The organism is Variimorphobacter sp. HTMS_6 (genome assembly GCF_059717775.1).
Window position 1 is genome coordinate 3,945,305 of sequence record NZ_AP046094.1, and the last position, 26,228, is coordinate 3,971,532.

26 protein-coding genes and 1 tRNA gene are annotated in these 26,228 nt (G+C 38.5%); 26 read left to right on the plus strand and 1 reads right to left on the minus strand.

The genetic code is table 11. The features are described 5' to 3' along the window. The first annotated feature begins 11 nt into the window (after window positions 1-11). The 17 genes from spoVT to AC6IWN_RS17920 all read left to right on the plus strand — a co-directional run bounded on the left by spoVT (window position 12) and on the right by AC6IWN_RS17920 (window position 16,001). Entirely contained in the window at window positions 12-560 is a 549-nt protein-coding gene (gene spoVT, locus AC6IWN_RS17840) for a stage V sporulation protein T (protein WP_497989308.1), read from the plus strand. 164 nt (window positions 561-724) lie between these two features. Further along, window positions 725-1,507 carry a nucleoside triphosphate pyrophosphohydrolase gene (gene mazG, locus AC6IWN_RS17845; protein WP_497989310.1) on the plus strand — a complete coding sequence of 261 codons (783 nt, stop codon included), beginning with the start codon at window positions 725-727 and terminating at the stop codon, window positions 1,505-1,507. Between the two features lie 35 nt (window positions 1,508-1,542). Continuing rightward, on the plus strand, window positions 1,543-1,818 hold the full coding sequence (locus tag AC6IWN_RS17850; protein ID WP_497989312.1) for an HU family DNA-binding protein: 276 nt from the start codon (window positions 1,543-1,545) through the stop codon (window positions 1,816-1,818). Window positions 1,819-1,948: 130 nt separating this feature from the next. Further along, window positions 1,949-2,188, plus strand: coding sequence for an RNA-binding S4 domain-containing protein (locus AC6IWN_RS17855; protein ID WP_497989314.1), 240 nt, complete (start codon window positions 1,949-1,951; stop codon window positions 2,186-2,188). 125 nt (window positions 2,189-2,313) lie between these two features. Next, window positions 2,314-2,607: a sporulation protein YabP gene (yabP, locus tag AC6IWN_RS17860; RefSeq protein WP_497989315.1), complete on the plus strand. Its 294-nt coding sequence runs from the start codon at window positions 2,314-2,316 to the stop codon at window positions 2,605-2,607. 9 nt (window positions 2,608-2,616) lie between these two features. Beyond that, window positions 2,617-3,297: a spore cortex biosynthesis protein YabQ gene (gene yabQ / locus AC6IWN_RS17865; RefSeq protein ID WP_497989317.1), complete on the plus strand. Its 681-nt coding sequence runs from the start codon at window positions 2,617-2,619 to the stop codon at window positions 3,295-3,297. 57 nt (window positions 3,298-3,354) lie between these two features. Further along, window positions 3,355-3,645 (plus strand): FtsB family cell division protein, encoded by a 291-nt coding sequence (locus AC6IWN_RS17870; protein WP_497989319.1) that lies wholly within the window; start codon window positions 3,355-3,357, stop codon window positions 3,643-3,645. 81 nt (window positions 3,646-3,726) lie between these two features. Further along, window positions 3,727-3,800: transfer RNA gene (locus tag AC6IWN_RS17875), tRNA-Met, on the plus strand. 509 nt (window positions 3,801-4,309) lie between these two features. Next, window positions 4,310-6,598, plus strand: coding sequence for a stage II sporulation protein E (spoIIE, locus tag AC6IWN_RS17880; RefSeq protein WP_497989321.1), 2,289 nt, complete (start codon window positions 4,310-4,312; stop codon window positions 6,596-6,598). A 94-nt stretch (window positions 6,599-6,692) separates the two neighbouring features. Next, a complete protein-coding gene (tilS, locus tag AC6IWN_RS17885; protein ID WP_497989323.1) occupies window positions 6,693-8,123 on the plus strand; it encodes a tRNA lysidine(34) synthetase TilS in 1,431 nt (476 codons plus the stop codon). A gap of 3 nt (window positions 8,124-8,126) precedes the next feature. Next, on the plus strand, window positions 8,127-8,645 hold the full coding sequence (hpt, locus tag AC6IWN_RS17890; protein WP_497989325.1) for a hypoxanthine phosphoribosyltransferase: 519 nt from the start codon (window positions 8,127-8,129) through the stop codon (window positions 8,643-8,645). A gap of 101 nt (window positions 8,646-8,746) precedes the next feature. After that, on the plus strand, window positions 8,747-10,579 hold the full coding sequence (gene ftsH / locus AC6IWN_RS17895; protein WP_497989327.1) for an ATP-dependent zinc metalloprotease FtsH: 1,833 nt from the start codon (window positions 8,747-8,749) through the stop codon (window positions 10,577-10,579). Between the two features lie 565 nt (window positions 10,580-11,144). Further along, a complete protein-coding gene (locus AC6IWN_RS17900) occupies window positions 11,145-11,945 on the plus strand; it encodes a hypothetical protein (RefSeq protein ID WP_497989328.1) in 801 nt (266 codons plus the stop codon). Window positions 11,946-12,036: 91 nt separating this feature from the next. Next, window positions 12,037-13,155 (plus strand): ATP-binding protein, encoded by a 1,119-nt coding sequence (locus tag AC6IWN_RS17905; protein ID WP_497989330.1) that lies wholly within the window; start codon window positions 12,037-12,039, stop codon window positions 13,153-13,155. A gap of 11 nt (window positions 13,156-13,166) precedes the next feature. Next, window positions 13,167-14,639, plus strand: a complete 1,473-nt coding sequence (locus tag AC6IWN_RS17910; protein ID WP_497989331.1) for a vWA domain-containing protein — start codon at window positions 13,167-13,169, stop codon at window positions 14,637-14,639. Window positions 14,640-14,783: 144 nt separating this feature from the next. After that, window positions 14,784-15,410 carry a hypothetical protein gene (locus AC6IWN_RS17915; protein ID WP_497989333.1) on the plus strand — a complete coding sequence of 209 codons (627 nt, stop codon included), beginning with the start codon at window positions 14,784-14,786 and terminating at the stop codon, window positions 15,408-15,410. 162 nt (window positions 15,411-15,572) lie between these two features. Continuing rightward, entirely contained in the window at window positions 15,573-16,001 is a 429-nt protein-coding gene (locus AC6IWN_RS17920; RefSeq protein ID WP_497989335.1) for a putative ABC transporter permease, read from the plus strand. Here AC6IWN_RS17920 and AC6IWN_RS17925 read toward each other — a convergent pair. Continuing rightward, window positions 15,998-16,888, minus strand: a complete 891-nt coding sequence (locus tag AC6IWN_RS17925) for a DUF2156 domain-containing protein (protein ID WP_497989337.1) — start codon at window positions 16,886-16,888, stop codon at window positions 15,998-16,000. The two genes, AC6IWN_RS17920 and AC6IWN_RS17925, sit on opposite strands and share 4 nt — an antisense overlap. A 338-nt stretch (window positions 16,889-17,226) precedes the next feature. Between AC6IWN_RS17925 and AC6IWN_RS17930 the strand changes: the two genes are divergently transcribed. The 9 genes from AC6IWN_RS17930 to AC6IWN_RS17970 all read left to right on the plus strand — a co-directional run bounded on the left by AC6IWN_RS17930 (window position 17,227) and on the right by AC6IWN_RS17970 (window position 26,193). Continuing rightward, on the plus strand, window positions 17,227-18,981 hold the full coding sequence (locus AC6IWN_RS17930; protein ID WP_497989338.1) for a B12-binding domain-containing radical SAM protein: 1,755 nt from the start codon (window positions 17,227-17,229) through the stop codon (window positions 18,979-18,981). A gap of 12 nt (window positions 18,982-18,993) precedes the next feature. Further along, window positions 18,994-19,692, plus strand: a complete 699-nt coding sequence (gene nth, locus AC6IWN_RS17935) for an endonuclease III (protein WP_497989340.1) — start codon at window positions 18,994-18,996, stop codon at window positions 19,690-19,692. Between the two features lie 443 nt (window positions 19,693-20,135). Continuing rightward, window positions 20,136-21,599: a VanW family protein gene (locus AC6IWN_RS17940; protein WP_497989341.1), complete on the plus strand. Its 1,464-nt coding sequence runs from the start codon at window positions 20,136-20,138 to the stop codon at window positions 21,597-21,599. 58 nt (window positions 21,600-21,657) lie between these two features. Continuing rightward, window positions 21,658-22,641, plus strand: coding sequence for an AIR synthase family protein (locus tag AC6IWN_RS17945; RefSeq protein WP_497989343.1), 984 nt, complete (start codon window positions 21,658-21,660; stop codon window positions 22,639-22,641). 46 nt (window positions 22,642-22,687) lie between these two features. After that, window positions 22,688-23,170 carry an Lrp/AsnC family transcriptional regulator gene (locus AC6IWN_RS17950; RefSeq protein WP_497989344.1) on the plus strand — a complete coding sequence of 161 codons (483 nt, stop codon included), beginning with the start codon at window positions 22,688-22,690 and terminating at the stop codon, window positions 23,168-23,170. Beyond that, the gene (locus AC6IWN_RS17955) at window positions 23,167-24,330 is read left to right on the plus strand and encodes an aminotransferase class I/II-fold pyridoxal phosphate-dependent enzyme (protein ID WP_497989346.1); all 1,164 of its coding nucleotides are present in this window, start codon (window positions 23,167-23,169) and stop codon (window positions 24,328-24,330) included. The genes AC6IWN_RS17950 and AC6IWN_RS17955 overlap by 4 nt, the downstream gene beginning before the upstream one ends. An 81-nt stretch (window positions 24,331-24,411) precedes the next feature. Beyond that, entirely contained in the window at window positions 24,412-24,888 is a 477-nt protein-coding gene (locus tag AC6IWN_RS17960) for a chemotaxis protein CheX (protein ID WP_497989348.1), read from the plus strand. A gap of 179 nt (window positions 24,889-25,067) precedes the next feature. Beyond that, a complete protein-coding gene (locus tag AC6IWN_RS17965; RefSeq protein WP_497989350.1) occupies window positions 25,068-25,559 on the plus strand; it encodes a tRNA (cytidine(34)-2'-O)-methyltransferase in 492 nt (163 codons plus the stop codon). 343 nt (window positions 25,560-25,902) lie between these two features. Beyond that, window positions 25,903-26,193, plus strand: coding sequence for a hypothetical protein (locus tag AC6IWN_RS17970; RefSeq protein ID WP_497989352.1), 291 nt, complete (start codon window positions 25,903-25,905; stop codon window positions 26,191-26,193). Window positions 26,194-26,228 lie beyond the last annotated feature (35 nt).

Below are 26,228 nucleotides of genomic sequence, written 5' to 3' on the forward strand. Positions count from 1 at the left end.
GAAGATAATACATGAAAGCAACAGGTATAGTAAGACGAATAGATGACCTTGGTCGAGTGGTTGTGCCTAAAGAGATTAGAAGAACCTTAAGAATTCGTGAAGGAGATCCTCTTGAGATCTTCACCGACAGAGAAGGTGAAATCATATTAAAGAAATATTCTCCGATTGGAGAATTGGGACAATTTGCAAAACAGTATGCGGATTCATTGAATCAAACAACCGGATATATCGTTGCAATTACGGACAAGGATCAGTTTATCGCAGTTGCCGGACCTACGAAAAAGGATTTGATTTCTAAGGGAATCAGCCATGAGTTAGAGGAAGTCATCAATGAGAGAGAAGTTATTGTGGCCTTTAGAGAAGATAAAAACTTTATTAAAATTATGAATGAAGATGATACAGAATTTTTATATCAGGTAATCACCCCGATTATTAGTGAAGGTGATGCAATCGGATCTGTCATTATGTTGACCAAGGACTCAAAGACGAAATTCGGGGAGTTGGAGATAAAACTCACTAGTACGGCAGCAGCATTTTTAGGTAGACAAATGGAACAATAAAAAATCATTAGAATAGGATGCTGAAAAGTTAAAATTACAGCATCCTATTGTTATATCTTGTAATCTTGAAAAGTACTGTTATAATGGGCATAAGAATTTGATATTTATGGAATATTGTGTAACAGGATGATAAGGATGATAGAATACGAAAGAAGGAGAGGGCGATGGCAAAGTATAATTTCGATGAATTTATGGATATAATTCGAAAGCTCAGAAGTGAGGAGGGGTGCCCTTGGGATAGGGAACAAACGCATGAAAGTTTAAAGAGCTGTTTGATAGAAGAGTGCTATGAGACCATTGATGCGATTAATAATAAGGATGACGAAAATCTTTGTGAAGAGCTTGGAGATGTGCTACTACAAGTGGCATTGCATAGTGCTATTGCAGAAGAGAAGACCGAATTTGATATCGATCAGGTGGTATCAGGTGTGGCTGAAAAGATGATTCGCAGACATCCCCATGTGTTTGGAGATGTGGTTGTTGATAATTCACAGGGAGTAATCAAAAACTGGGAAGAGATCAAGAAGGCGGAAAAGAATAATAAGAGCTTAACACAGGAAATAATTGACATACCAAATGCGTTTCCTGCTATCATTCGGGCAGAAAAAGTACAGAAGAAAGCGGCAAAGTCAGGAATGGATTTTGAGGGGTATGAACAAGCGCTCGAAAAGGTTTACGAAGAGCTTGACGAATTGAAAAAAAGTATTGAAAATGGGGGTAAAAGTATAATAGAAGAGGAATTTGGAGATGTGCTGTTTTCAATGGTTAATTTGTCTCGCTTTTTACAATTAAATGCAGAAAATTCCTTGACAAATGCCACTAATAAGTTTATAAATAGATTTGTAGATGTCTTCGCTCTGGCTGAGAGGAGGGGACATAATCTATTCGAACTATCCCCTATGGAGCAAGATGTTTTATGGAGGGAAGTAAAAAATTCGTTAGATTGAGAATATAACAATTACTTTAGAGGAGGAGCAAATCCATGAACAAAGCAGAATTGGTTGCAGCGATTGCAGAGAAGACAGAATTTTCTAAAAAGGATTCAGAGAAAGCATTAAAAGCTTTTATTGATGTAGTTACAGAAGAATTAACAAAAGGCGAGAAGGTTCAATTGGTTGGGTTCGGTACATTTGAAGTATCCGAAAGACCTGCTAGAACCGGAAGAAACCCTTTAACGAAGGAAACGATTACAATTGCTGCTTCTAAAGCGCCTAAGTTCAAAGCAGGCAAGGCTTTAAAGGATGTTATCAACGCATAGTTGATTAAAAACAAAAGAGGCTGTTTTAAATTCCGATTCCGTTAGGGTAAAGGCTTTTAAAACAGTCTTTTTTATATATTCAAAATACGATAAGGATAGAAACAAGCAGCCAATCATATTGGAGGGAATTGTGAGACTAGATAAATTTTTAAAGGTATCCAGGATAATTAAGAGAAGAACGATTGCAAACGAAGCGTGTGATGCTGGTAGGGTTATGATTAACGGTAAGCCGGCAAAGGCGTCCGCAAACGTAAAAATCGGTGATGTGATAGAGATTGGGTTTGGTACGAAAGCAGTCAAGGTAGAAGTACTAGATGTTCAGGAAACGACCAAGAAAGATGATGCGAAAGAGCTTTACAAATACCTATAGTTATCGGGTATCTATTATACGGATATGTCATGAAGTAGCAAGTCTTCTCATATACTTAAAAAGGTATATCTTGTTCCATTTTTGGAGTGAGAAATCCTAAGGTATAATATGAGGAGGCTTTTTCTATGGAAGAGAAACTACAGAATAACGTACTTAAAGGACATAAATTAAATATTAATGCGAGAAAAGCTGCAATGATAACAGGAGTAAATGATGTGTTGTCCTTTGATGCTGGGGAAGTACTGCTTCAAACAGAGCAGGGTGTTCTAATGATTCGAGGCAGTGAGCTACATGTAAATCGGTTGACGCTTGAAAAGGGAGAGGTCGATATTGACGGAAGAATAGACAGTCTGACCTATTCGGATGGAGCAAACGGAAACAGATCCGGCGAATCTTTATTTGGCAGGCTATTTAAATAGGAGGCCTGTATGAATCAAGCAATCACAGTGGAAGTTCAGTTTTTTTTCATATCAGTGCTCTCCGGCGCGCTCTTATTACTGGCTTATGATATTCTGCGTGTCTTTCGCAGACTGATTAAGCATGGTGAGTTTAGCGTAGCGTTTGAAGATCTGATCTTTTGGGTCGTGGCTGGATTAAGTATCTTTATTATGATGTATAAGGAGAACAATGGCATTATCCGAGGGTTTTCTATTATGGGTATGGCGATTGGAACCATATTATATCACTTTGCTCTTAGTGAGGCATTTGTGAACATTCTTACGAAATTAATAAAAACATTAATAAGCCCATTGGTTTTTCTTATAAAAAAGGTAATTAAAACTGGGAAATTAGTCGGAAGAAGGGTCAAGAAAGTAGTATTTCGTATCAATAACCAATTGAAAAAATGGACGCAATCAGTTAGAATAAAGTTATCTGCAAAACATCAGGCTACACTTCTAAAAAAACAGAAGCAATTAGAAATTAAAAATCAAAAAAAGAAGCGAGCAGATGATATAAAACTTGCCAAAAAGAAGGCAAGAGACAAGAATAAAAACAAGAAAAATCCGAAGAGGACTCCTGCACAGAAAAATGACGGGCAGATAGATGGGGAAAGAAGAACTGGACGAACGGTGGAGGTTAAACCAATACCGATTAAGAACAAGAGATAAATGAAATATAGTTGTTTGAGGGTGGACAAGTAGTTTTGTATAGTAGGAGATGGGTTTATGAAGAGGAGAAGAAAGAAAAACAGGTCAGGCTTAGGAATCGTAGCGTTTGTTGTTCTGATCTTTTGTGGAATCGTATCCTATAGCAGAGTTGGGTTGGCACAAGAGCAGACGGAGGCACAGCGTACCATCACAAGGCTGGAGGCTGATTTGGCAAAGCAGGATCAACGTGCGGCTGATATCAAGGAGCAAAAGGAATATCAGAAGACAAGACAATACATAGAAGAAATCGCCAGAGAGAGACTTGGGCTGGTTTATAAGGATGAGATAATTTTTGAGCCAAAGGAATAAATTCGAACTTGAATGGATATTCTTTTGAATAAAATGATTGACAACCTATTAGTAAGAAGATATAATAGGGTTCGTGACTTTGGCGAAGTAGCTCAGTTGGCGAGAGCACGCGGTTCATACCCGCGGTGTCGGCGGTTCAAATCCGTCCTTCGCTATTTTGTAATTTAGGAAGCTGTGAATAATAGCTTCCTTTTTTGTTTGAATTTTTTTGCAATCTTCTACACAATAAAAACAACATATATTAATTCAGTGTAATGCTAGAAATGAAATGTTGCATCCTTCAGTGAAAATTTAGTATAAATATTAGCATATATCGATTAAATTTATTCTTATACCATATGGTGGTTTAATAAGATAGTTAAAACACATTATTTAGTGTTTGAACCATGAGGAAGTTTGTGAATTGTATGATTTATATATAAAAATCTGTATTTTTATTATCTTACTTTGAGGGTTCTCGAAGTATTTTTTTTGTTATGGTCTTAAAATAAATCAACTCCCTTTATTCGTGATATTCGCCATTTCCATGGAGTTATTGTCAAAAACTTTAAGAATCAGCAGGATTTATTTTGACAAAGATTTTATCTTGGCATGCCTATAATAACAGCACAGTCTAGAGCCAGTAGTGCAAATATTAATGGCAGAAACGGGAGGAATATTCATAATGAAAGGCATAAACAAACGAACCATACTAGTTCATATTTTGGGTTTTGTTGTATCGAGAGCAACATTCTTTGGGATGAACCCATTGGCGATTGGTTATTTTACGGCTTCATATCTTGGTAAGACGGGGGGCGGACTGGCATTCATCGTATCATTTCTTGGGGTTGCTTCAGTCATGAATCCTGCTCAGATCTTAAAGTACTCGTTGGCGCTGATTGCCAGCTTAATTCTGTTTGAGTTACCGATATTCAAAAAAAGGGCGGTTCCGGCAGCCGCAATGTATACGATACCATCGGTATTTCTATTTATATTTTCCGCGTTGGAGATTTCACCATCTACAAAGATAATTAATTTTGTTACACTGGCTCTTTTGGAATCCGTTATCGCAATCGTGTCCTCAGTGCTTTTTAAGAACGGAGTTGATTATATAAAACAAAGTGCGAAGGGATTTAAAATGACCAATGAACAAATGGTCAGTATCGCTGTAATCATGGCTGTCTGTGTATATGCAATCCCGGATTTTCAAAGTGATTATCTGGCACCCTTGGAGACGGTGGTTTTCTTCATCATTATCTTCTTCACCTATAAGTACGGTGTAGGGCAGGGGACGATTACCGGAGCAGTATGTGGATTTGTGCTTAGCCTTAGGGGAGCTACCTTATCCGATGTGGGGATGTTGACGATGTTAGGCATTATACCGGCTATCTTTCGAGAGATGGGCAGATTTCCAACTGCTACGATATATCTTATAACCGCTGCGCTTTTAAGTTCATTAAGTGAAAGTATGAAACTCAATACCAGAGAGATTGGTGCACTTGTATCTGCGGTGATTGCATTTCTTCTACTTCCGAGGGGTATTATATATCGTGTTGACGCGGCCGGAGGAACCGGGCGTCAGGAGATGTTGGCAACTCAGAATTTGAAAAAGATTGCAAAGACCAGAATGAGAATCTTCTCGGAATCATTCTTAAAATTATCGAAAACGTTAGATACCATATCGGAGAGCCAGACAAAGTTATCTCAGGATAATGTAAATCGTATTTTTGAAGATATATCGGACAAGCTATGTAAGAACTGTAAAAACTGTGATAAATGTTGGGAGAAGATGTTTAGTCAAACCTATCAGGCGGCATGCGAGATGTTTGAGGTAGCTGAAAAGAGGGGAACCATTCAACGAGAGGATATACCGGATTATTTTGCGCAGGATTGTATCTGTGTGGATGATTTCATTCGTGAGACGAATCGGGGGTTTGAGATTGCAAAATTAAATCAGATATGGAATAGTAGAATATCGGAGAGCCGTGAAGTGATTGCGGAGCAGCTAAAAGACGTATCCTCAGTGATTCAGGATATTACCGGAGAAATCTATGAAGCAATTGAAGCTCCAAGATCGGAGGAAGAGCGTGTAATCCGAAGGTTGGGTGCGGAGCATATTCAGACCCGGGATATCACGGTGTTTGAAAGGGGAGATAAGCGTAAGGAAGTATATCTAACAGCCGCAACCAAAGGTGGAAGGTGTATCACTGCCAAGGAGGCAGCATCTTCTATATCGGAGGCACTGGGTGTGAAGATGAGAGTGTCGGTGGCCTCAAAGACAGTAGTATCCAAGGAGTACGATAATTTTATCTTTGTGGAAGACACCAAGTTTAAAACTCTAACCGGTGTAGCTAGGGCGATGAAGGAATCTGTGTCCGGAGATAATTTCTCTGTGTTGAATATGGAATCCGGGGAGTGCATGTTGGCATTATCGGATGGAATGGGAACAGGGAAGGAGGCAGGAGATGAAAGTGAAACTGTGATGTCACTGCTAGAGCAGATGATTGAGTCGGGATTTAAGGCAGAGACCGCGATTAAATTGATTAACTCTAGTCTGGTCTTGAAATCTGATCGACAAACATTTTCTACAATAGATTTATCCATCATTAATCTTTTTACAGGGATGTGCGAATTTATTAAGATTGGAGCCGCGGCTGCATTTATAAAGAGGGAAAGCTGGGTGGAGACAATTACCTCAACGACCCTACCGATCGGTATGTTCGGTAATGTGGATTACGATACAGTGACGAAGAAGCTGTATGAGGGGGATATTATCATTATGGTTACGGATGGAGTATTGGATAGTTTAAAGGAGGAGAATAAGGAGGAAGAGATGGAAAAACTAATTATGGAAATCAAAAGTAGAAATCCTCAGGAGATAGCAAATCGAATTCTTGACAAGGCTTTATCCCAAAGTAATTATACTCCGGTGGATGATATGACTATTATAACAGCCGGTATTTGGCTAAAATAAAGAAATAAACCGAAAATATCATTGAAATATTAAAATAAAACGGTTAGAATATTATTGATATTTTCTTGAAAAACATTGAAAAGATAGGATAATAATGATTCAAAGAGCATTGGACTACATCAAATTGAATAAGATGATAGAAAAGGGAGATAGGATAGTTGTAGGTGTATCCGGTGGCGCTGATTCTGTCTGCCTTTTGTGTGTCTTAGTCAAAGTTTGCAAGGAACTTAGGGCGGAACTTGTCGTGGTTCATGTAAATCATGGCATCAGAGGTGCTGAAGCGGAAAGAGATGAGCGTTTTGTAAAAGAGTTATGTGAACTCTTACACCTTGAGTATATTACGTATACCTATCTAGTGAAAGATATAGCGCGTGAACAGGGACTTTCCGAAGAGGAAGCAGGGAGAAAAGTCCGTTATGATTCATTTTTGGAAACATGTCATCTGAAAGAGTGTAATAAGGTGGCAATTGCACATAATAAAAACGATAATGCGGAAACCATTTTATTTCATCTGTTTCGTGGAACAGGGATGAGAGGGCTGTCCGGAATTGAAGCGAAGCGCGTGATGGCTGCAGATTTTGGTGAGATAACACTCATCAGGCCGTTGTTATTCGCAAAACGTACAGAGATTGAAGAATTCTTACAGAATGAGGGTATCGGCTATCTAACTGATTCTACGAATTTGACTGATGATTATACGAGGAATAAGATCCGTAATCGTGTGTTATCCTATGCGGTTAGTGAGATAAACTCCGGGGCGATTGATAATATCGGTGAAACAGCACTCCAGCTTCGGGAAGCGCTTAACTATATTGAAGCAAACGTAATGAAGTGTTTTCATAAATTAGTGGATTCGGACGGTTCCTTCTATCGTATATCCGTGAAGGAATTTGAAGTGGAAGACGCTGTAATTCAAAAAGGTATTATATTAAGAATATTGGAGCTGTTGGCAGGGAAACGTAAGGATATTGAGTCAAAACATGTTGAGGCGGTTTTGTCTCTACTAAATAAGCAGGTGGGTAGGTGTGTTCATCTGCCATATGAGCTGGTAGCAGAGAGGGAATATGATTCCCTACACTTTCGAAAAAGGGAAGAAATGAACAATTCTAAGGACTTAAGCGACATTGAACCGTTACAAATTGTGGTACCTGGAAGAATAAAGGTTCCTGGGACCCTGAAAGTAATAGAAACAGAGCTTTTGTCATATAAAAAAGATACCCCAATCCCGAAAAGTAGTTGTATCAAATGGTTTGATTATGATAAAATAGAAAATGCTGTTGAAATCAGAACGAGAAAAGAAGGAGACTTTCTTCAAGTAAATGCTTTAGGAGGAAGAAAAAAGCTAAAGGATTATTTTATTGATCAAAAAATTCCGAAGAAGCTAAGAGATAGTCAGCTTCTTATTACCGATGGCAGTCACGTTATGTGGATTCCCGGAATGGGAGAGCGTATTAGTGAAAAATATAAAGTGAATGATTCCACTCAAAACATACTATTGATGAAAATGATTAATTTGGAGGACTAAATTATGCTAAAAAACGTTAAAGTCATGATATCAGAAGAGGACGTAGACTTAAGAATTAAAGAATTGGCGGAGCAGATTAGCAAGGATTATGAAGGTCAAAGCGTTCACCTGATCTGTATCTTAAAAGGAAGCGTATTCTTCTGCTGTGAATTGGCAAAGAGAATCACTGTTCCGGTTACCTTAGATTTTATGTCTGTATCCAGCTATGGAAGTGAGACAGTAAGCTCAGGTAGGGTTCGAATTTTAAAGGATCTGGACGAATCCATTCAAGACAGAAATGCTATCATTATTGAAGATATCATTGATTCCGGAAGAACCTTGGCACATCTTAAGGATTTGCTAGGCACTAGAGCTCCGAAGAGCTTATCCATCTGTACGCTGTTAGACAAACCGGACAGAAGGGAAAAAGAAGTAGAAGTTAAATATGTTGGCTTTGTAATTCCTGATGAATTTGTAGTAGGTTATGGTCTTGACTATGATCAACTCTACAGAAATCTTCCTTACATCGGCGTTGTAGAATAAGTGCAGTAGTTCTTATGTGAGAGTAGAACATCTTTTCGGGGTTAACGTATAATTAATAGATAAGATAGATTGACTAATATAATTTGTAAGGAGGTTGTTTAGTGAGAAAACAGATAAAAGGTTATGGTTGGTACATTATCATTTTACTTATTGTGATAGCTACCTTATATGCTTCTAAAACCTTTAATTTTAAGGATTCAGGCGATTATTCCAAAGCCCAATTCATGAAGGACGTTGAAAATAAACAGATTGATGCAATTCACATATATCCAAGTCAGGATATGCCGTTTGGTCAGGTGACGGTAACTACAAAGGATAAAAAGGAAAAGTCCTTTTACGTCGGAGATATCAATGTGATTGACAAGTATGCATCAGATCAGGGTATCGTTCCAATCACGAATAAGTTGGAACGACCAAGTATATTCTTAACATCAATTTTACCGTATGTATTGGTATTCGTGATTATAATTGTACTGTTCTCCTTTCTGTCGAATCAGGCATCCGTTGGTGGCGGTAACAGTAAGGTGATGAATTTTGGCAAGAGTAGAGCCAAGATGACCACGGACGAGAATAAGAATGTTACATTTAAAAATGTAGCGGGTCTGGAAGAAGAGAAGGAAGAGCTAAGAGAGATTGTAGATTTCTTGAAGTCGCCTAAGAAGTATATTCAGCTTGGAGCAAGAATACCGAAGGGCGTTCTCTTGGTAGGACCTCCGGGAACCGGTAAAACGTTACTCGGTAAGGCAGTAGCTGGTGAAGCGGGTGTTCCGTTCTTCTCCATCTCAGGTTCCGACTTCGTTGAAATGTTTGTTGGTGTAGGTGCTTCCAGAGTAAGAGATTTGTTCGAGGATGCAAAGAAGAATTCCCCTTGTATCGTATTCATCGATGAGATCGATGCGGTTGCAAGACGTCGAGGTACCGGTATGGGCGGCGGACATGATGAAAGAGAGCAGACCTTAAATCAGTTATTGGTTGAGATGGATGGCTTCGGTACAAACGAAGGAATCATCGTTATGGCAGCCACCAACCGTGTAGATATTCTCGATCCCGCAATTCTAAGACCAGGCCGTTTTGATCGTAAAGTAACCGTAGGTCGCCCGGATGTGAAGGGAAGAGAAGAGATATTGCAGGTTCATGCAAAGGGTAAACCTTTGGGTGATGACGTAGATCTAAAACAGGTAGCTCAGACAACTGCAGGCTTTACCGGAGCAGACTTAGAGAATTTATTAAATGAAGCAGCAATTGGTGCAGCAAAAGATAATAGAAGCTTTATCACTGATGAAGATATCAAAAAGGCATTTATCAAGGTAGGAATTGGTACCGAGAAGAAGAGTAAGGTTATCACGGAGAGAGAAAAGAGAATCACTGCTTTCCATGAAGCGGGTCATGCGATTCTATTCCATAAGCTTCCGGATGTCGGACCGGTTTATACCATATCTATCATTCCTACCGGTAACGGGGCAGCAGGTTTTACGATGCCACTTCCGGAAAAGGATGAGATGTTCAATACCAAGGGAAGAATGAAGCAGGAGATTATCGTAGATCTTGCCGGCAGAGCAGCAGAAGAATTGATATTGGATGATATCACAACTGGTGCATCCCAGGATATCAAGGTAGCGACAAAAACGGCTAGAGCAATGGTTACCCGTTATGGATTCTCTAATTCCATCGGTATGGTAAACTATGATAATGATGATGATGAAGTATTCATTGGTAGAGATTTGGCACATACTAGAAGCTTTAGCGAGAGCGTTGCTAATAAGATCGATGAAGAAGTTCGTACAATTATAGATGAGTCTTATCAGGAAGCAAAACGTATTTTGACTGAGAACAGAAAAGTGTTGGAAGCGTGCGCAGAGCTGTTAATACAGAAAGAAAGAATTTCAAGGGACGAATTCGAAGCATTGTTTGAAGAAACAGCTACAGTTCTTTAAGTAAAAGAATGCCCGACCATACAAAGTCCAATGGTTGACTAAATATCGACATATTTTGTGCAAAATGATGAAAAACGTTTAAATAATTTGTAAAGTTTGTGCACACTTATTTATAAGAACATGGTATACTTTGTATGTAAACCCCAATACATTATATAGTTTTTGCTACACCCCCCATAAGTAACAAAAATACCTTCTCCGAAAAAGGACAGTCCCATAACTGTCCTTTTTTATTTACAAAAAAGTGAAATTGCCCAGTGTATAAATCGCTTTTAGGCAAGGTGTACTTATTTAATGCATAAATCGCTTTCTGGTAGGGTGCACATACTTAGTAGATAAATTGCAATCGAACAGGATGCATAATTTGGTCATGTATAAACACTCAACAGCTCCGTAACCCCGGGGCTGTTTTAATATAAAAAATAATAAAATCTGTCATATAATTTACTCGCTGGGTTACATTATAATAATTGACTTCCCAAAATCATTCATTATAATAAGAGTTAACCATCGATACGAATCAATTATCGTAATATGAATTCTGAGAATAGAGGAACATGTCAATATGGATGAGATAAATCAGATTGAAATAATAAAGAGAAATCCGGCAGTAATCATTTCTGCCGAGAACCCTACCGAGGAGATGATGTTAGCAGCAGTTTCCTGTAACGGATTATTATTGGAACACATCAAGAATGCACCATTGAAGGTGCAGGAGATAGCGATGGAGCAGGACGCCAGAGCCATCAGATATATTACGAATCCCTCAGAGGAGATGATGAAAAAATCGGTTGATAGCAACTGGATCAATCTGCAATACATACAAAATCCCACAGATGAGGTGATTCGCCAGGCCATCTCCTATGCAGGGTGGGCAATTCGATATGTGGAACACGCTAAACAGGAGCAGATGATATTAGCAGTTCGAAAGAACTTTGATGCGATTAAATATATTGACGATCCCACCGAAGAGGTTCAGCTGGAGGCGGTAAGATCAAGCTATGAAGCACTCAGATATATGAAGGAGCCAACCTACATTACTGAACTTGAGGCTGTCAAGAATAATGATAAGGCTTTTCTCTTTGTTAATGAGATAACCAAGGAGAAGATACTTGACTTTTTAAAGGTTAATATTCAGGTTCTAAAATATTTAAACAGAGAGATTACGGAAGAAGAGCTTGTAGAAGTGCTAAAAGAGGTGTTGGCTAGTGATGAAGTGGAAGAAAAGTATGTAAGAAACTTTATTAATTACAGTACCGTCAAAGACAGTGCAATCCGTCATATCGATAAACTGAAGCTAATATATCAATATGGCAGCAGACGAGCTAAGAAAATTGCAGTTGATGAGAGGCTAAAAATATATTAGCATAACGAAGAATTATTTGAGAAAATGAGATGTTTATAGAGAAAATAGTACGGATACCTTTATTCATGGGTATTAAAGCATGGAGGATAATATGAACTTTAAGGATACATTAGCAAGTGTGGATTTGGTATTAGCGACCGGGGAGGTTCCATTAATTGTGGGAGAAAGCGGGATAGGAAAGACAGCCTTGGCAAATCTGCTTGCAGAAAAAAATGATTGGAGTCTGATTGTGATTGACGGTAATTTGCTAAAGGAAGGTGAAATCGGCGGTCTTCCCACGATAGAAAGCTATCCGGGTCATGACGGAGAAGGTCACAGTACTGAGAAAAAGATTACTGTATATGCAATACATAATAAATTAAAAGAAATAGACGATGAGATAGCGAAGGGAAAAACGGTGCTATTATTTATTGATGAAATAAACCGGTGTGAACATACGGTTCAGCAAGAGCTGATGAATCTTATCTTAAACAGGGAGATTAACGGTTACCAACTGGCAAAAGAAGTTCATATCCTTGCTGCTATGAATCCGTCAGGAAGATATGGATCGGATTATGATTATCAAGTGGTAGATATGGATCCTGCACAGGAGAATCGATTTGTGTGGCTGTTCATGGAGCCGGATGCATTTCAATGGATGGACTGGGCAGAGGGAGCCGGGCTGGAGCAAAAGGTTGTTGAATTTATCGCTACCTTTCCGGAATATTTAATTAAGAAGAACGGGGATGACATACATGCAACCCCTAGAAGCTATGAGAGAATCTCGAAAACATACCGGATATACAAAGAGAGCAAGGATTCCATATCAAGATCCGTGTTCATTAATGTACTTGAGGGCAATGTGGGTAAGATGATTGCAGCTGAATTTATCAGCTTTGTTGAGGCAGATTACAGTCCCTTACTAACCTATGAGGAAGTGTTTGTAAATGATTTGCTACCTACGCTATCCGAACGAATTACCAAAGAAACGCATACAAGACTTTATATCGCTGGTAGGAATATTCTCAAGAGACTGGAGAGGGATATTCTTAACAAATCAATTGATGCAGATAATTATGTCAGTCAATTAATTGCATTGTTAAAGCTGTACCCGGTAGATCTGAGAGTCGGAATAATGAAGGATATTAGAAATGGGTATCCTGGAGTTTATAAAATAGCAATAGAGGATGAAAACTTTGTGAATCTGTATTACGAAGCAATGCTTCAATAAGGGGATAATGGATGGAAAATTACTTTGTGGATGGAGCAGAACGGCTTCTGATGGATGCAAAGGAGCTGGTCAACCGCTATAGTTTGGAATGGATTAAGGATAAGGATATAAAATTTGAGATACCGGAGGAATTTCGTGTACAATTTTTCGGTATAATTGACAAAGTCAGCTTAAGCCTGATGGAAGACAGAGATAACTTTTATGGGTACTTTCTCTTTCAGATGGCAAGGGATATCCGATTTGATATCGGTGGTCCAACCGGAGTTGTTTTTAAAGGAGCGGGCTATGTGATTAGCTTTAATCCGTTGATGTATCTGATGCTTAGCAAGGAGCAGATGAAAGCAGCCATAAAGCATGAGATACTTCATATACTATCACTGCATTTTGTAAGGGCAAAAGCTTACCTTGGAACCTATGATGATCTGGCTGTGAATATGGCGATGGATATTGTGGTCAACCGTTTTCTAGATCATCTGCCACCTTATGCGACCACGCTTGAATGGGTGAACTTGAAATATGGGCTGCAACTAAAGGCAGATGAAGCCTTTGAAAGCTACCTCGAGAAAATTCAAGCTGCGCTAAATCAACAGGAGGAGGTTGAAACTGAGGACATGGAACAATCGGACACAGATAATAAATCCCGTAAGGAAGATCCATATGATAACAACCTAAAACCTGACGATGTGAATGATACAACCGAATTTGATTGGTTTGAAAATGAGTACAGCGTGGAGAAAACACATGCGATATGGAACGATTCAGAAGAGTATGAGGATAAGGTTCTTCTGGAATTTACAGAGAAGGCGGTAGATAGTGCCGTGAAGGGAGAGCTTCCTTCTTATCTATCAGGACTAATCGAAGGATTAAAAAATAGCGGTGGAGAATTACCCTGGAATTTGTATCTGGATCGATTAATGGGAACCATGGAGAGCAGAAAAAAGAAAACCGTTACCAGAAGAAATAGAAGACAGCCGCAGCGCATGGATCTAAGAGGTGAGCTTAGGGATCATAAAGCGAATCTGATTGTTGCGCTGGACGTTAGCGGGAGCATTAGTGATGAGGAATTTCTTCAGGCTATGAAGGAAGTGCTTGGTATAGTCCGCAATTATAAGCATGAAATTACGATTGTGGAATGTGATGATGAAATCAGGAGAAGCTATAAGGTCAAAACGGAGAAGGATATAAGAGAAAGGCTGAAAGAAAGAGGAGCAACAAGATTTAGCCCGGTTATATCTTATGCTAATTCGTCGAAGGTGAACCTTCTTGTGTTCTTTACCGATGGCAAGGGAGAGGAAAAACTGGAGGTAATTCCAAGGGGATATAAAATTCTGTGGGTGATATCTGGAAGAGGAGATCAGATTTCTCTAAGAGAGCCTTACGGTGTAGTGAAAAAACTCAAGAATATCGCGGTGAAGGATACGGAGCTGGAGCTTGCAGATCCTCTCAAGAGTGGCTTTTCCATGATGAATCAGGAGGAAGGATAGATTTAAGCGAGTGAAAAGACAAATTAAGAGGATTAACTCATGGGATTGTTAATTACGAACGAGCTTAATCATCTGATTTATATAAAATTGGTATGATTGATTTCACTTTAAGTGATTGTTTTTACAGGAAGGCAGGTGCAGCTTATGTTACTTTCAATCAAACATCCGGAACTTTTTCAAATCAAGGATAGCAATGGAAGAGAGACTTATGGAGGGAATCAGGCGTGGTATCCGAAGTTCTGGGCTAGGAGAGCCGGATGTGGTGCCACCTCAGCAGCAAACATAACAGCCTATTTGGCTAGAACCAGAGAAGCGTATGTCGGGCTTTATCCACAAAGAAGCAGGAGTAAAGTGGATTTCGTTCATCACATGGAAGAATTATTTGAATATGTAAAACCAGGCCCTATGGGTGTGAATCATGTAGATAAATATATTGAAGGTATTCAACAATATGCGAAATCCAAAGGGATCTCTTTACGGACAAATCTGTTATCCGCTGAAAAAGAAACAAAGAACAAAAGAACTAAGCAGGAATTAATAGAATTCGTTCAAAAAGCCATGGAGTTGGATGCTCCCATAGCTTTCCTGAATCTATCAAGAGGAGAAGAGAGAATCCTTCAAGATTGGCACTGGATTACCATAACTTCAGTTCAAATAGAAGAAAATCATATCTGGGCGATTGCATCCGATGAAGGATATGCACGGAAGTTTGATTTGATGTTATGGTATTTAACTACAGGCATGCATGGCGGACTTATTTATTTTGAGTAGGGATGAAAACGAATCCATCAATATTTGGTATCACAGTAGAGTTGATTCCAACTAGGTCGAGGATAGATATTATCGGATTGATGTGTACATACTTTAGATATGAAGTAACGCGCGTTCCTTTCACATATAACATGAAGATGCTTGCACTGAAAGGATTATTCCATGCTAATTGCTTATAATAAATATATGAAATATATCTTTCTTTTTATCACCGGGGGATTTGCCTACGGTATGATAGAGGACATTTCTCGAGGATATTCGCATATCTCCATGTTTGTTGCAGGAGGGATCTGTTTTATCTTAATTGGGCTTCTTAACGAGGTGTTTACCTGGAGAATGTCCTTGATTAGTCAGATGGCGATATCCTCAATCATCGTCACGGTAGTGGAGTTTATCACCGGGTTAATCGTCAATGTTTGGATGAAGCTGAACATATGGGACTATACCCCTCTTCCGTATAATGTCATGGGACAAGTATGTCTGTTATTTACGAACCTCTGGTTCTTCTTATCCCTATTTGCGATTTTACTCGATGACTATCTCCGCTATTATTTTTTGAAAGAGGAAAAACCCCGGTATAAAATATTCTAGTCTATTAAAATACAATATTTATCGAGTAATTGTACCGGGTGATAGGAAAGCTTTGAAGTACGTAAGCCCTCATCACCTACATCCTCTTCTCGGTTGATGTATTTGATACCATATTGCTGTGCCATATCAGCAGCAAATTCCTTAACAATCATCTGATAGGAACCGGGATAATCACGGACAGCCTTCTCGATATGACAGTGTAAGGTATCATTTACAATCTCACCGATTGACAGTGCGACGATATTACCGTCCACTTCGATAAATGCTCCGGGAAGGTTGAACTTATCTAAAAACTGCAATAGTTCCAGAGTTCGTGTTAGCTCTTCCTGTGCTAAGGACGCATCCTTGCCATGATTGAGTTGATAATCTTTAAGAAATTCCTCAACTCTTCCCAGATTATCCGAAGTGATTCGCTGATATTTATAATCAGGGTAAAGTTTTTTGAATTTGTTAATATGATTTCGTTGACCGCTGTATCGACGACCTGCCATGTTAGCAAGATCATCTGCCAGATACAGATAATCGGCCCAGTCTCTGTTTGGATGACCCGGGATTGTACCGCCGTATTGATCTACCAAAGTAGGCACAGCCTCTTCGGGTACAGTACAAAACCATAAGGGCAGATCATTTTCTTTGCAATATTCCTTCAAGGCATCCATAGCCTTGTCTAGAGATCCCCCACCCACCGGAAAGGTGAAGGATGTTCGATTTAAGAATTTCACCTTATACAGTATCATGTCATCAAAGATGGTAAATTGAGTTTGATAAAAGTCTCGCCACATATACATAGCGCCAATCGTGTAGTCACTGGTGCGGCTTACTTTATATTTGAAATATTCGACTGAGTCTAATATATTATCAGCCGTTATAGATTCAAACGTTAGCATAATTACCTCCACATGGTTCTTAAGTTAATAGTGTTGCGCATAGAACTAGTTTTATCCTATTAAATGTAAACTTATCCTATGAGAATTTATTATAGCAAGTATCATACCATTTTTATATAGCAAACATAAAATAAAATTTTTATAAACTGGGTAGATTATATTTTCAATATTATGATAGAATGGAATTATAGATGAAATTATTAGTAGGTTAAAAGATGTGTTGATTATGAAAAAAGTTTGTTATTACCTATTCTAAGGTAGGCAGTGAGAATTGACGAATGAAACAATCTTGAGCTCTTTTAACATTCTAATTAATATGTCATAGAACGGTGGTCAACATGAAAATACTTTTAGTCGCAGTTAATGCGAAATATATACATTCTAACCTAGCGGTTTATAGCTTAAAATCATACGCAGCACGCTATGCGGATTCGATTCAGATTGCGGAATTGACAATTAATCATACTGAAGAAGAGATTTTGAAGCAGGTTTACCTTCATCAAGCAGATATTGTCGCATTTTCCTGCTATATCTGGAATATTGATATCATAAAACGGTTATCATCAGAATTGAGGAAGATACAAAAGAAGGTTAAGATATGGTTTGGCGGCCCTGAAGTATCCTATGATGCAGTACATTGCCTGAAGCAGAATCCACAGGTGGATGGTATCATGATCGGCGAAGGGGAGCAGACTTTTTTAGAATTTACTCAGTACTATATTGAGGGGAATATCGCCCTAAAGGATATTCGTGGATTGGCATATAGAGAGAGTGCTTTACTGACTCAGGATCAATATGCTTTGACGGTTGAGGAACAGAGTACTATCACTGTGACAGCCGAACGACTTCCTATGAATTTAGATGATATACCATTTCCTTATGAGGATATGGAGGTGTTTCGAAATAAGATTATTTATTATGAGAGCAGCAGAGGATGTCCTTTTTCCTGCAGCTACTGTCTGTCCTCTATTGATAAAAGGGTAAGGCTAAGAAGTTCTGAGCTAGTGAAGAAGGAATTAAAATTATTCTTAGACTACCAGGTGCCTCAGGTAAAGTTTGTTGACCGTACCTTTAACTGCAATCGTAAGCACACCATGGATATATGGTCCTTTATTAAAGAGAATGATAACGGAATTACGAATTTTCATTTTGAAATATCCGCAGATCTTCTGAATGAGGAGGAGATAGACTTTCTATCGACACTGAGACCGGGACAAGTTCAATTAGAAATCGGTGTTCAAAGTACGAATTCGGATACCGTCAAGGCCATTCATCGACAGATGGATTTTGAGGTTTTAAAGAGGAATGTGAATCGAATTAAGGATGGTAAAAACATACACCAGCACCTTGATCTAATCGGAGGACTTCCACATGAAGGTTACGCTTCCTTTGAGAAATCCTTTGAAGATGTATACCGGTTAAAGCCTGATCAGCTTCAGCTTGGTTTTTTAAAAGTACTAAAGGGTTCTTTGATGCACTTAGAAAGCGAAAAGTATAATATTGTGTACCACGACAGTGCACCTTATGAGGTGCTTTCTACGATGAATTTAAGCTACGATGAGATTCTTCAATTAAAAGGAATTTGTGACATGGTTGAGGTCTATTATAACAGTGCGCAATTCACGTATTCGATTCTTTATCTTGAACACTTTTATGAATCACCGATGAAACTGTACCGAGCGCTTAGTGATTATTATGAGAAGAATGGATGGGCTTCCATTGCGCATAACCGGATACGTAGATTTGAAATATTATTAGAATTCTTTCAAGATATCGTGCTGGAAGGTAAGGAGAACTGTTTGGAAGAAATCACATTATTTACTGAGATATTGGTATTTGATGTATTTATTAGGGAGAGCATGAAGGCGAGGCCTGACTTTGCTCCGGAGAATCCATTACAGGACAAGCTTCGCGAACTTTATCGAAGTTATGAGACAGATCGCAGGATGATTCACATAGAACAGTTTCATTATGATGTTATTAATTCAGCGTTAACAGGCGAGGTGATCAAAAAGACACTTACGATTATGTTTGATTATAAAAACAGAGATCCATTAAACAAATCAGCACGGTTAGTAGAGATAGAGGTATAAGGAGGGTTATTCTTGGCCAAAAGAAAAATATCGTTAAAGGAACAGGAAAGAACTGACCGCATCTTAGCTGCACTTGACCGGGAATATAGTACGGAGTATAAGTGCTATCTCAATCATGAGAATCCTTGGCAGCTATTAATTGCTACAATATTAAGTGCCCAGTGTACGGATGAGAGAGTTAATATCGTTACTAAGGATTTGTTTCAAAAATACACCAGTATTCAGGCCTTTGCTGAGGCAGATCAGGTGGAGCTTGAGAAAGATATTCATTCCACCGGCTTTTATAGAAATAAAGCGAAGAATATTATTGCCTGTGCGAAGCAGCTGGTAGAGAAATATGATGGTGAGGTTCCAAATGATCTGGAGGCTTTGACAAATCTAGCAGGGGTAGGTCGGAAAACGGCTAATGTAATTCGTGGTAATATCTTTCATGAGCCTAGCATCGTGGTGGATACTCATGTTAAACGAATATCGAAGCACCTAGGGTTTACGAAGGAAGAAGATCCGGTCAAGATAGAATTTGATCTAATGGAGAGACTTCCAAAGGATCACTGGATTTTATATAATATTCAAATTATAACGCACGGTAGAGGACTTTGTACGGCAAGAAATCCCAGATGTATGGAGTGCTTTTTAAGAGAAGACTGCATTTTTGCAAATCAGAAGGACAAGAAGACAAATAAACCTACTCAAAAATCAAAAAAACCTTGATTGATAGGAGAAAGTATCATAAAATTATTTTTGTACCTTGCTGTTAATATAGTAAGAATGAATCGTATCGGTATAGGACAGACTACCGAAGGCTTCATAGTTTATAGCAACAATGTAGTGATAGAACATGATAAGATCATTGTTTGTTTTATTATAGGTAGAAAAGAATAAAAAGAGGTGAAATGAATGAACTTTTATAGTAAAAAATCCAGAAGAATTATCGCTAGAGTTATCGTTATAATTTTAGTACTTGCATTAGTTGTACCTTATATAGTAAGTGTGTTAATGTAATCCCGGACATTAGGTGTACCATTGGGAACTTAAGGAATTCGGGTCTTGAATAATCTTAGGTTTATGATACAATAGGAAGAAGTTACATAAATCACTATGAAATTACGGGTTTTACGATATTTAGTATAAGTTAGTGGAAACGGAGGGTGAATATGAGCAGATTAAAAATTGTTTTTTGCGTAGTATTCCTTTTATTAATATCCGCAGTATATGCAGGAAAGCCTGCGATAGCGGCAACAAATGAAGAAAAGACGATATACAAGGGTGTATTTATAGACAAAGTGGATGTAAGCGGGATGACAAAAGATCAGGCGGAAAAGGCTGTTAATGATTTTATTAATAAGCTTCGCGGTGATCACGTAACATTATCCGTAGGGGATTATGTTGTATATAAAACCTTAGGAGATTTGGGCTATAAAGCAGATGTACAAGAGGAAACTGCCCAGGCACTTAATATAGGCCGTTCCGGTAATTTGGTAAAAAGATATAAGGATATTAAAGATACTGAGAATGGAAGTGTAACACTTCCTCTTAAGTTTACTTATGATAAAGAAAAGATTAAAACCTTCGTATCGAAGGATGTGAGTAAATTTAATAAAAAACCGGTGAATGCCTCTGTAGCTATGAAGGGTGGAAAACTGGTTTATACAAAGGACGTTGTAGGTAAGAAGGTAAGTGTTGATGAAACCACAAATCTTATAACAGCAGCGATTGACAAATGGGATCGCAAGGACATTAAGATTAAAGCAGCAGTGGAAGATGATCAGCCTTTATATAACTTGGATGTTGTTAAGAAGTGTGATACGTTATTAGGTTCCTACACAACAGAATATGCCAGCTCAGCAGCAGGACGTGCTGCGAATCTTGCAAATGGTGCAAGATTGATTAACAACATGGTTTTATATCCCGGAGATACTTTTTCTGCTTATGATGTATTAACTCCGTTTACAGCAGCAAACGGATACCATGTAGCGGGAGCGTATCTTAATGGTGAGGTTATTGACAGCGTTGGTGGTGGTGCGTGCCAGGTTACAACTACCCTGTACAATGCAGTGTTAATGGCGGAGCTGGAAGTTGTACAAAGACAACCGCACTCAATGACAATCAGCTATGTTGATTTATCAAGAGATGCTGCAATTGCAGGTACGTATAAGAACTTTAGATTTAAAAATAATACGAAGGTTCCGATTTTGATTCAGTCATATACAGTAAACCGTAGAATTACCTTTAAATTATATGGTGATGAAACTAGAGATACGAAGCATCGTACGATCAAATATGTATCGAAGACACTATCGGTTAAGCAACCTTCAAATGAAATTATCACCAAGGATCCTTCAAAACCGGTTGGCTATCGTGAGGTGACGACTCCTGCACATACCGGATATAGAGCAGAGTTGTATAAGGTGGTATATAAAGATGGCGTGGAAGTGAGTAGAACACTCATTAACAAAAGCTCTTATCAGGCTGCAGCACGTCGTATAACGATAGGAACAAAAGTCGTAAAAGAGAATAAACCAACAAATACACCGACAAAAGCACCTACAAAGACACCGACGAAACCGCCGGTTAATAATGAAGGTGATCAGAATAATACCGGAAATCAAGCACAGTAAAGAGTGATTTGGTATCGAATACATTAGGAATTGATAAAATGCTAGTTGGAGAGATATGATGAAGATTGGGAAAGTATCCGAAACAGTCCTGAAACGGTCTGTACTAAAACAAATTGGACATAGACGTGAAGAAGTACTGGTAGGACCCGGCGTAGGGGAAGACTGCAGTGTACTTGCATTAGAACAGGATGAAGTTTTTGTATTGTCAACCGATCCCATCACTGGAGCTGTAAAGGATATTGGAACCTTAGCGGTCAATATTACTGCTAACGACATCGCCTCTAACGGAGCAGAAGTATTTGGGTTAATGCTTACCATTTTATTACCGGAAGGAACAGAGGAAGTAGAACTTCGGTCTATCATGCAAGACATTGAATCCGAATGCAACAAGCTAAATCTGGAAGTAATCGGTGGTCATACGGAGATTACCAAAGCGGTAAACCAACCAATTGTAACGGTAACCGGTGTTGGTAAGATGAAGCGTAATGAGATGATAAAAACAGCGGGAGCGCGTCCTGGTCAAGAGATCGTCATGACTAAGTGGGCTGGTCTTGAGGGCACTGCAATTATAGCTGCCGAGAAGGAAGAGGAACTCAAAACCAAATATGCAGCAAGCTTTATAGAAAATGCCAAAGAATTTATCAACTATTTATCAGTTGTACCGGAAGCGATGGTGGCACGAGCCGTTGGCGTGACATCAATGCACGATGTCACAGAAGGTGGATTGTTTGGAGCTCTATGGGAAATTGGTGCAGCTTCCAAGGTTGGTCTTGAAGTGGATTTAAAGAAGATATTATTAAAGCAGGAAACAGTAGAGATATGCGAATTCTATGATCTGAATCCGTATATGTTGATTTCCAGCGGATGTATGTTGATAATCACAGATAGCGCAAATCAACTGGTGGATACCCTGAAAGCGAAGGGAATTACAGCGGCAGTGATTGGAAGAATAACTCAAAGTAATGATAGAATCATTATTAATGACGAGGAAAGACGTTACTTAGAGCCTCCAAAGAGTGATGAATTATATAAGATAATGTAATTAATGTTTAATGTCATCTGCTAAAAAGCAGTAAATGGAGGTAAGTATGAGAGAACGAATCTTAAAGGCCATTGATAAAAATAGTAAACTATCCCCTGCAGATTTAGCTATTATGTTAGGCAGCACGGAGGAGGAAGTTGTAACTGCGATCCAGCAGATGGAGGATGAGTCCATTATCTGTGGTTATCCGACTCTGATTAATTGGGATAAAGTAAATTGTGAAAGAGTAACCGCACTAATCGAATTGAAAGTTACACCGCAAAGAGGATTAGGCTTTGATAAAATAGCGGAAAGAATATATCGTTTTAATGAGGTGCAATCCGTTTATCTTATGTCAGGTGGATTTGACTTAACCGTTATCCTTGAGGGTAAGACGATGAGAGAAGTTGCGAACTTCGTATCGGAAAAATTAGCCCCTATGGATGCAATTTTAAGCACCGCTACTCATTTTGTATTGAAAAAATATAAAGAGCACGGTCTTCCACTGGTACAGATGAAACAAGATGAAAGGATGTTGATTACGCCTTGAGAAATCCATTAGCAAAAACAGTAGTAGATATGCCTCCTTCCGGAATTAGAAAATTCTTTGATATTGTAAGTGAGATGAAGGACGCGATATCCCTTGGTGTGGGTGAACCTGATTTCGATACTCCTTGGCATATTCGTGAGGAAGGTATTTATTCCTTAGAAAGAGGAAGAACAATCTATACCTCCAATTCCGGTTTGAGAGAATTAAGAGAAGAGATCAGTACTTATTTAAAAAGAAGATGTAATTTAGAATATGATTATAATAATGAGGTTATCGTAACGGTAGGTGGAAGTGAAGCAATTGATATTGCTTTACGCGCTATGATAGAGCCGGGTGACGAAGTGTTGATACCGATGCCCTGTTATGTATCCTATCACCCATGTACCGTGTTAGCCGGTGGAACTCCTGTAATCATCGAACTAAAGGGAGAGAATGATTTTAAGCTGACAAGACAACAACTGCTTGATTCCATAACGGATAAAACAAAGATATTGATTCTGGCATATCCGAACAACCCAACTGGAGCGATTATGGATTACGATGATCTGAAGGATATCGTAGATGTCATCATAGAGAAGGATATCATCGTTATATCGGATGAAATATATTCTGAGCTTACGTACGATAAGGAACATGTATCCATAGCTACCTTCCCCGGAATGAGGGAGAGAACCATTGTTATTAATGGATTTTCCAAATCTTATGCTATGACAGGCTGGAGATTGGGTTATGCAGCTGGGCCGGCATTAATTATTGAACAGATGACGAAAATCCATCAGTTTGCAATTATGTGTGCACCAACGAATAGTCAGTATGCTGGAGTGGAAGCACTCAAAAACGGAGATGCTGATGTGGAACTGATGAGAGATGCTTATGATAAGCGCAGAAGATTTCTACTACATGCCCTTCGCGGTATGGGGTTAGAGTGCTTTGAACCTTATGGAGCGTTCTATGTATTCCCTTGTATCAAGAGTCTTGGGATGACATCGGATGAATTTGCCACAAAGTTACTTCAGGAAGAAAAAGTTGCTTTGGTGCCTGGAACAGCCTTTGGAGAATGTGGGGAAGGATATCTTAGAATTTCTTATGCATATTCCATTGATAACTTAAAAATAGCACTAGAAAGAATCGAAAGATTTGTTGTAAAGCATAGAGCATAGGAAATATTGACGAATTAGTTGAAATTATGGCGGATTATGTGTTACAATGGAAATACGTATTGATAAATAGGAGGTAGTCGAATGGCTAATGTCAATGTCAATGTTGATCATATTAATCCATTCATTATGGCAGCAGCAAAGATATTTAAAGAAATGTGTTTTATTGATGCCAAAGTTGGTAGACCATATATAAATAGTACATCTACATTTGCAGATAACTTAATCATTATGATCGGATTTACAGGGGAAATGAAAGGTCAGGCAATGATTTCATTTAACAATAAGATAGCTTGTGATATTGCATCAAAGATGATTATGATGCCGGTATCTGAACTGGATGATTTGGCGAAGAGTGCTATTGGTGAACTTGGTAATATGATTATGGGTAATACAGCAACGATCTTTTCTACGAAGGGAATTGCAATCGATATCACCCCGCCGACCATTGGCAATGGAACGATATCATTTACAACAAATTATGCAAAGAATATATGTGTTCCCCTCACCTATGAGGACAACAAAATAATTGAAATTAATATAGCGATAAAAGGTGATTAATTCACCTTTTTTTCTATATATCTTCTTGAGAAAAGTACAGTTTAGCGATTATACAATGTCTTATAAGACATGTATAAACGATATGTTTTACATTAATAGGAATAAACAATTAGATGCTATGTTCAAGTTTCTACTGTGAAGGAGAAATAGAACAAAGTAGATTTTGGAGGTTATGATTAATGAATATAGTATTATTAGAGCCTGAGATACCGGCAAATACCGGGAATATCGGCAGAACTTGTGTTGCAACCGGAACGAAGCTTCATTTGATTGAACCAATGGGCTTCCGTCTAAATGAAAAGGAAATCAGAAGAGCCGGGCTGGACTATTGGAAAGATCTAGACGTAACTGTTTATGACAGTTACCAGGACTTCTTAGAGAAGAATCCGAATGCCAAGATCTACATGGCAACCACGAAGGCGCAGCACTCCTATACCCATGTGGAATATGAATCGGACTGCTTTATTATGTTCGGTAAAGAAAGCGCCGGAATCCCTGAGGAGATTTTACTTGAGAACAAGGAGAATACGATCCGTATCCCCATGATCGGAGATATCAGATCCCTTAATCTTGGTAATTCCGTAGCCATAATTCTCTATGAAGCCTTAAGACAGAATGACTTTGAAGGCATGAGAATGGAAGGCCAGCTTCACAAATATAGCTGGGACTAGAGTTCAAAACAATTACAAAAAGGCGGTTATACTGGACGACTATATACAGCTCCGAGAATATCGTAACTTCATTCGATTATGCTAAGGCAAAAGATGAGAGGTTAACGGTGTTCTCGGAGTTTTTTTGTTATTCAGTAATGTAGAATATATGAACATGGAACAATTATGAACCGGAATAATTAGAATACTAAGTTAATCTTGATTACGATAGAATAAAACATAGGAAAATGTTGGATTTTATAATTGAGTATGATAAACTGATAGTAGCCACAGCTGATCCTTACTATATATAAAGTTGGAAAGGTAGAAACTTATAATCCAATAAAGAATAGAGGAAGATGGAATGAAAAAATATAAGATATTATTAGGAGTATGCGCATTAACAGACCTGATTGTTTTTGCATTAAATTTTTATCAGACACAATTCCGAGGAGGAAAGCTAGATAACCTTGGAGTATTAGTTTTACTCATTATAATCAGCCCGGCTGTAGTAGCAAATATATGTGGAATGATTTCGTACTTCATACATAAAAAACACGAAACTATCGCTTCCGCGTTGTATACAGTTACGATGGGGTTTTCAGTCCTTGCAATATTAATAAATGCTCTATTTGTACTTATAACTATGATTTAATAGCTGATAGTAAACATATAAAAGAGAAAAGCCAG

Excerpts from the sequence above, each read along its gene's own strand:
- spoVT (WP_497989308.1), top strand. The coding sequence starts at position 12 with ATGAAAGCAACAGGTATAGTAAGACGAATAGATGACCTTGGTCGAGTG.
- AC6IWN_RS17930 (WP_497989338.1), top strand. The coding sequence starts at position 17,227 with ATGAAAATACTTTTAGTCGCAGTTAATGCGAAATATATACATTCTAAC.
- AC6IWN_RS17945 (WP_497989343.1), top strand. The coding sequence starts at position 21,658 with ATGAAGATTGGGAAAGTATCCGAAACAGTCCTGAAACGGTCTGTACTA.
- AC6IWN_RS17965 (WP_497989350.1), top strand. The coding sequence starts at position 25,068 with ATGAATATAGTATTATTAGAGCCTGAGATACCGGCAAATACCGGGAAT.
- AC6IWN_RS17910 (WP_497989331.1), top strand. The coding sequence starts at position 13,167 with ATGGAAAATTACTTTGTGGATGGAGCAGAACGGCTTCTGATGGATGCA.
- AC6IWN_RS17850 (WP_497989312.1), top strand. The coding sequence starts at position 1,543 with ATGAACAAAGCAGAATTGGTTGCAGCGATTGCAGAGAAGACAGAATTT.
- AC6IWN_RS17960 (WP_497989348.1), top strand. The coding sequence starts at position 24,412 with ATGGCTAATGTCAATGTCAATGTTGATCATATTAATCCATTCATTATG.
- AC6IWN_RS17920 (WP_497989335.1), top strand. The coding sequence starts at position 15,573 with ATGCTAATTGCTTATAATAAATATATGAAATATATCTTTCTTTTTATC.
- yabP (WP_497989315.1), top strand. The coding sequence starts at position 2,314 with ATGGAAGAGAAACTACAGAATAACGTACTTAAAGGACATAAATTAAAT.
- AC6IWN_RS17950 (WP_497989344.1), top strand. The coding sequence starts at position 22,688 with ATGAGAGAACGAATCTTAAAGGCCATTGATAAAAATAGTAAACTATCC.
- hpt (WP_497989325.1), top strand. The coding sequence starts at position 8,127 with ATGCTAAAAAACGTTAAAGTCATGATATCAGAAGAGGACGTAGACTTA.
- AC6IWN_RS17905 (WP_497989330.1), top strand. The coding sequence starts at position 12,037 with ATGAACTTTAAGGATACATTAGCAAGTGTGGATTTGGTATTAGCGACC.
- AC6IWN_RS17900 (WP_497989328.1), top strand. The coding sequence starts at position 11,145 with ATGGATGAGATAAATCAGATTGAAATAATAAAGAGAAATCCGGCAGTA.
- spoIIE (WP_497989321.1), top strand. The coding sequence starts at position 4,310 with ATGAAAGGCATAAACAAACGAACCATACTAGTTCATATTTTGGGTTTT.
- AC6IWN_RS17870 (WP_497989319.1), top strand. The coding sequence starts at position 3,355 with ATGAAGAGGAGAAGAAAGAAAAACAGGTCAGGCTTAGGAATCGTAGCG.
- tilS (WP_497989323.1), top strand. The coding sequence starts at position 6,693 with ATGATTCAAAGAGCATTGGACTACATCAAATTGAATAAGATGATAGAA.
- yabQ (WP_497989317.1), top strand. The coding sequence starts at position 2,617 with ATGAATCAAGCAATCACAGTGGAAGTTCAGTTTTTTTTCATATCAGTG.
- AC6IWN_RS17940 (WP_497989341.1), top strand. The coding sequence starts at position 20,136 with ATGAGCAGATTAAAAATTGTTTTTTGCGTAGTATTCCTTTTATTAATA.
- mazG (WP_497989310.1), top strand. The coding sequence starts at position 725 with ATGGCAAAGTATAATTTCGATGAATTTATGGATATAATTCGAAAGCTC.
- AC6IWN_RS17970 (WP_497989352.1), top strand. The coding sequence starts at position 25,903 with ATGAAAAAATATAAGATATTATTAGGAGTATGCGCATTAACAGACCTG.
- AC6IWN_RS17925 (WP_497989337.1), bottom strand. The coding sequence starts at position 16,888 with ATGCTAACGTTTGAATCTATAACGGCTGATAATATATTAGACTCAGTC.
- AC6IWN_RS17915 (WP_497989333.1), top strand. The coding sequence starts at position 14,784 with ATGTTACTTTCAATCAAACATCCGGAACTTTTTCAAATCAAGGATAGC.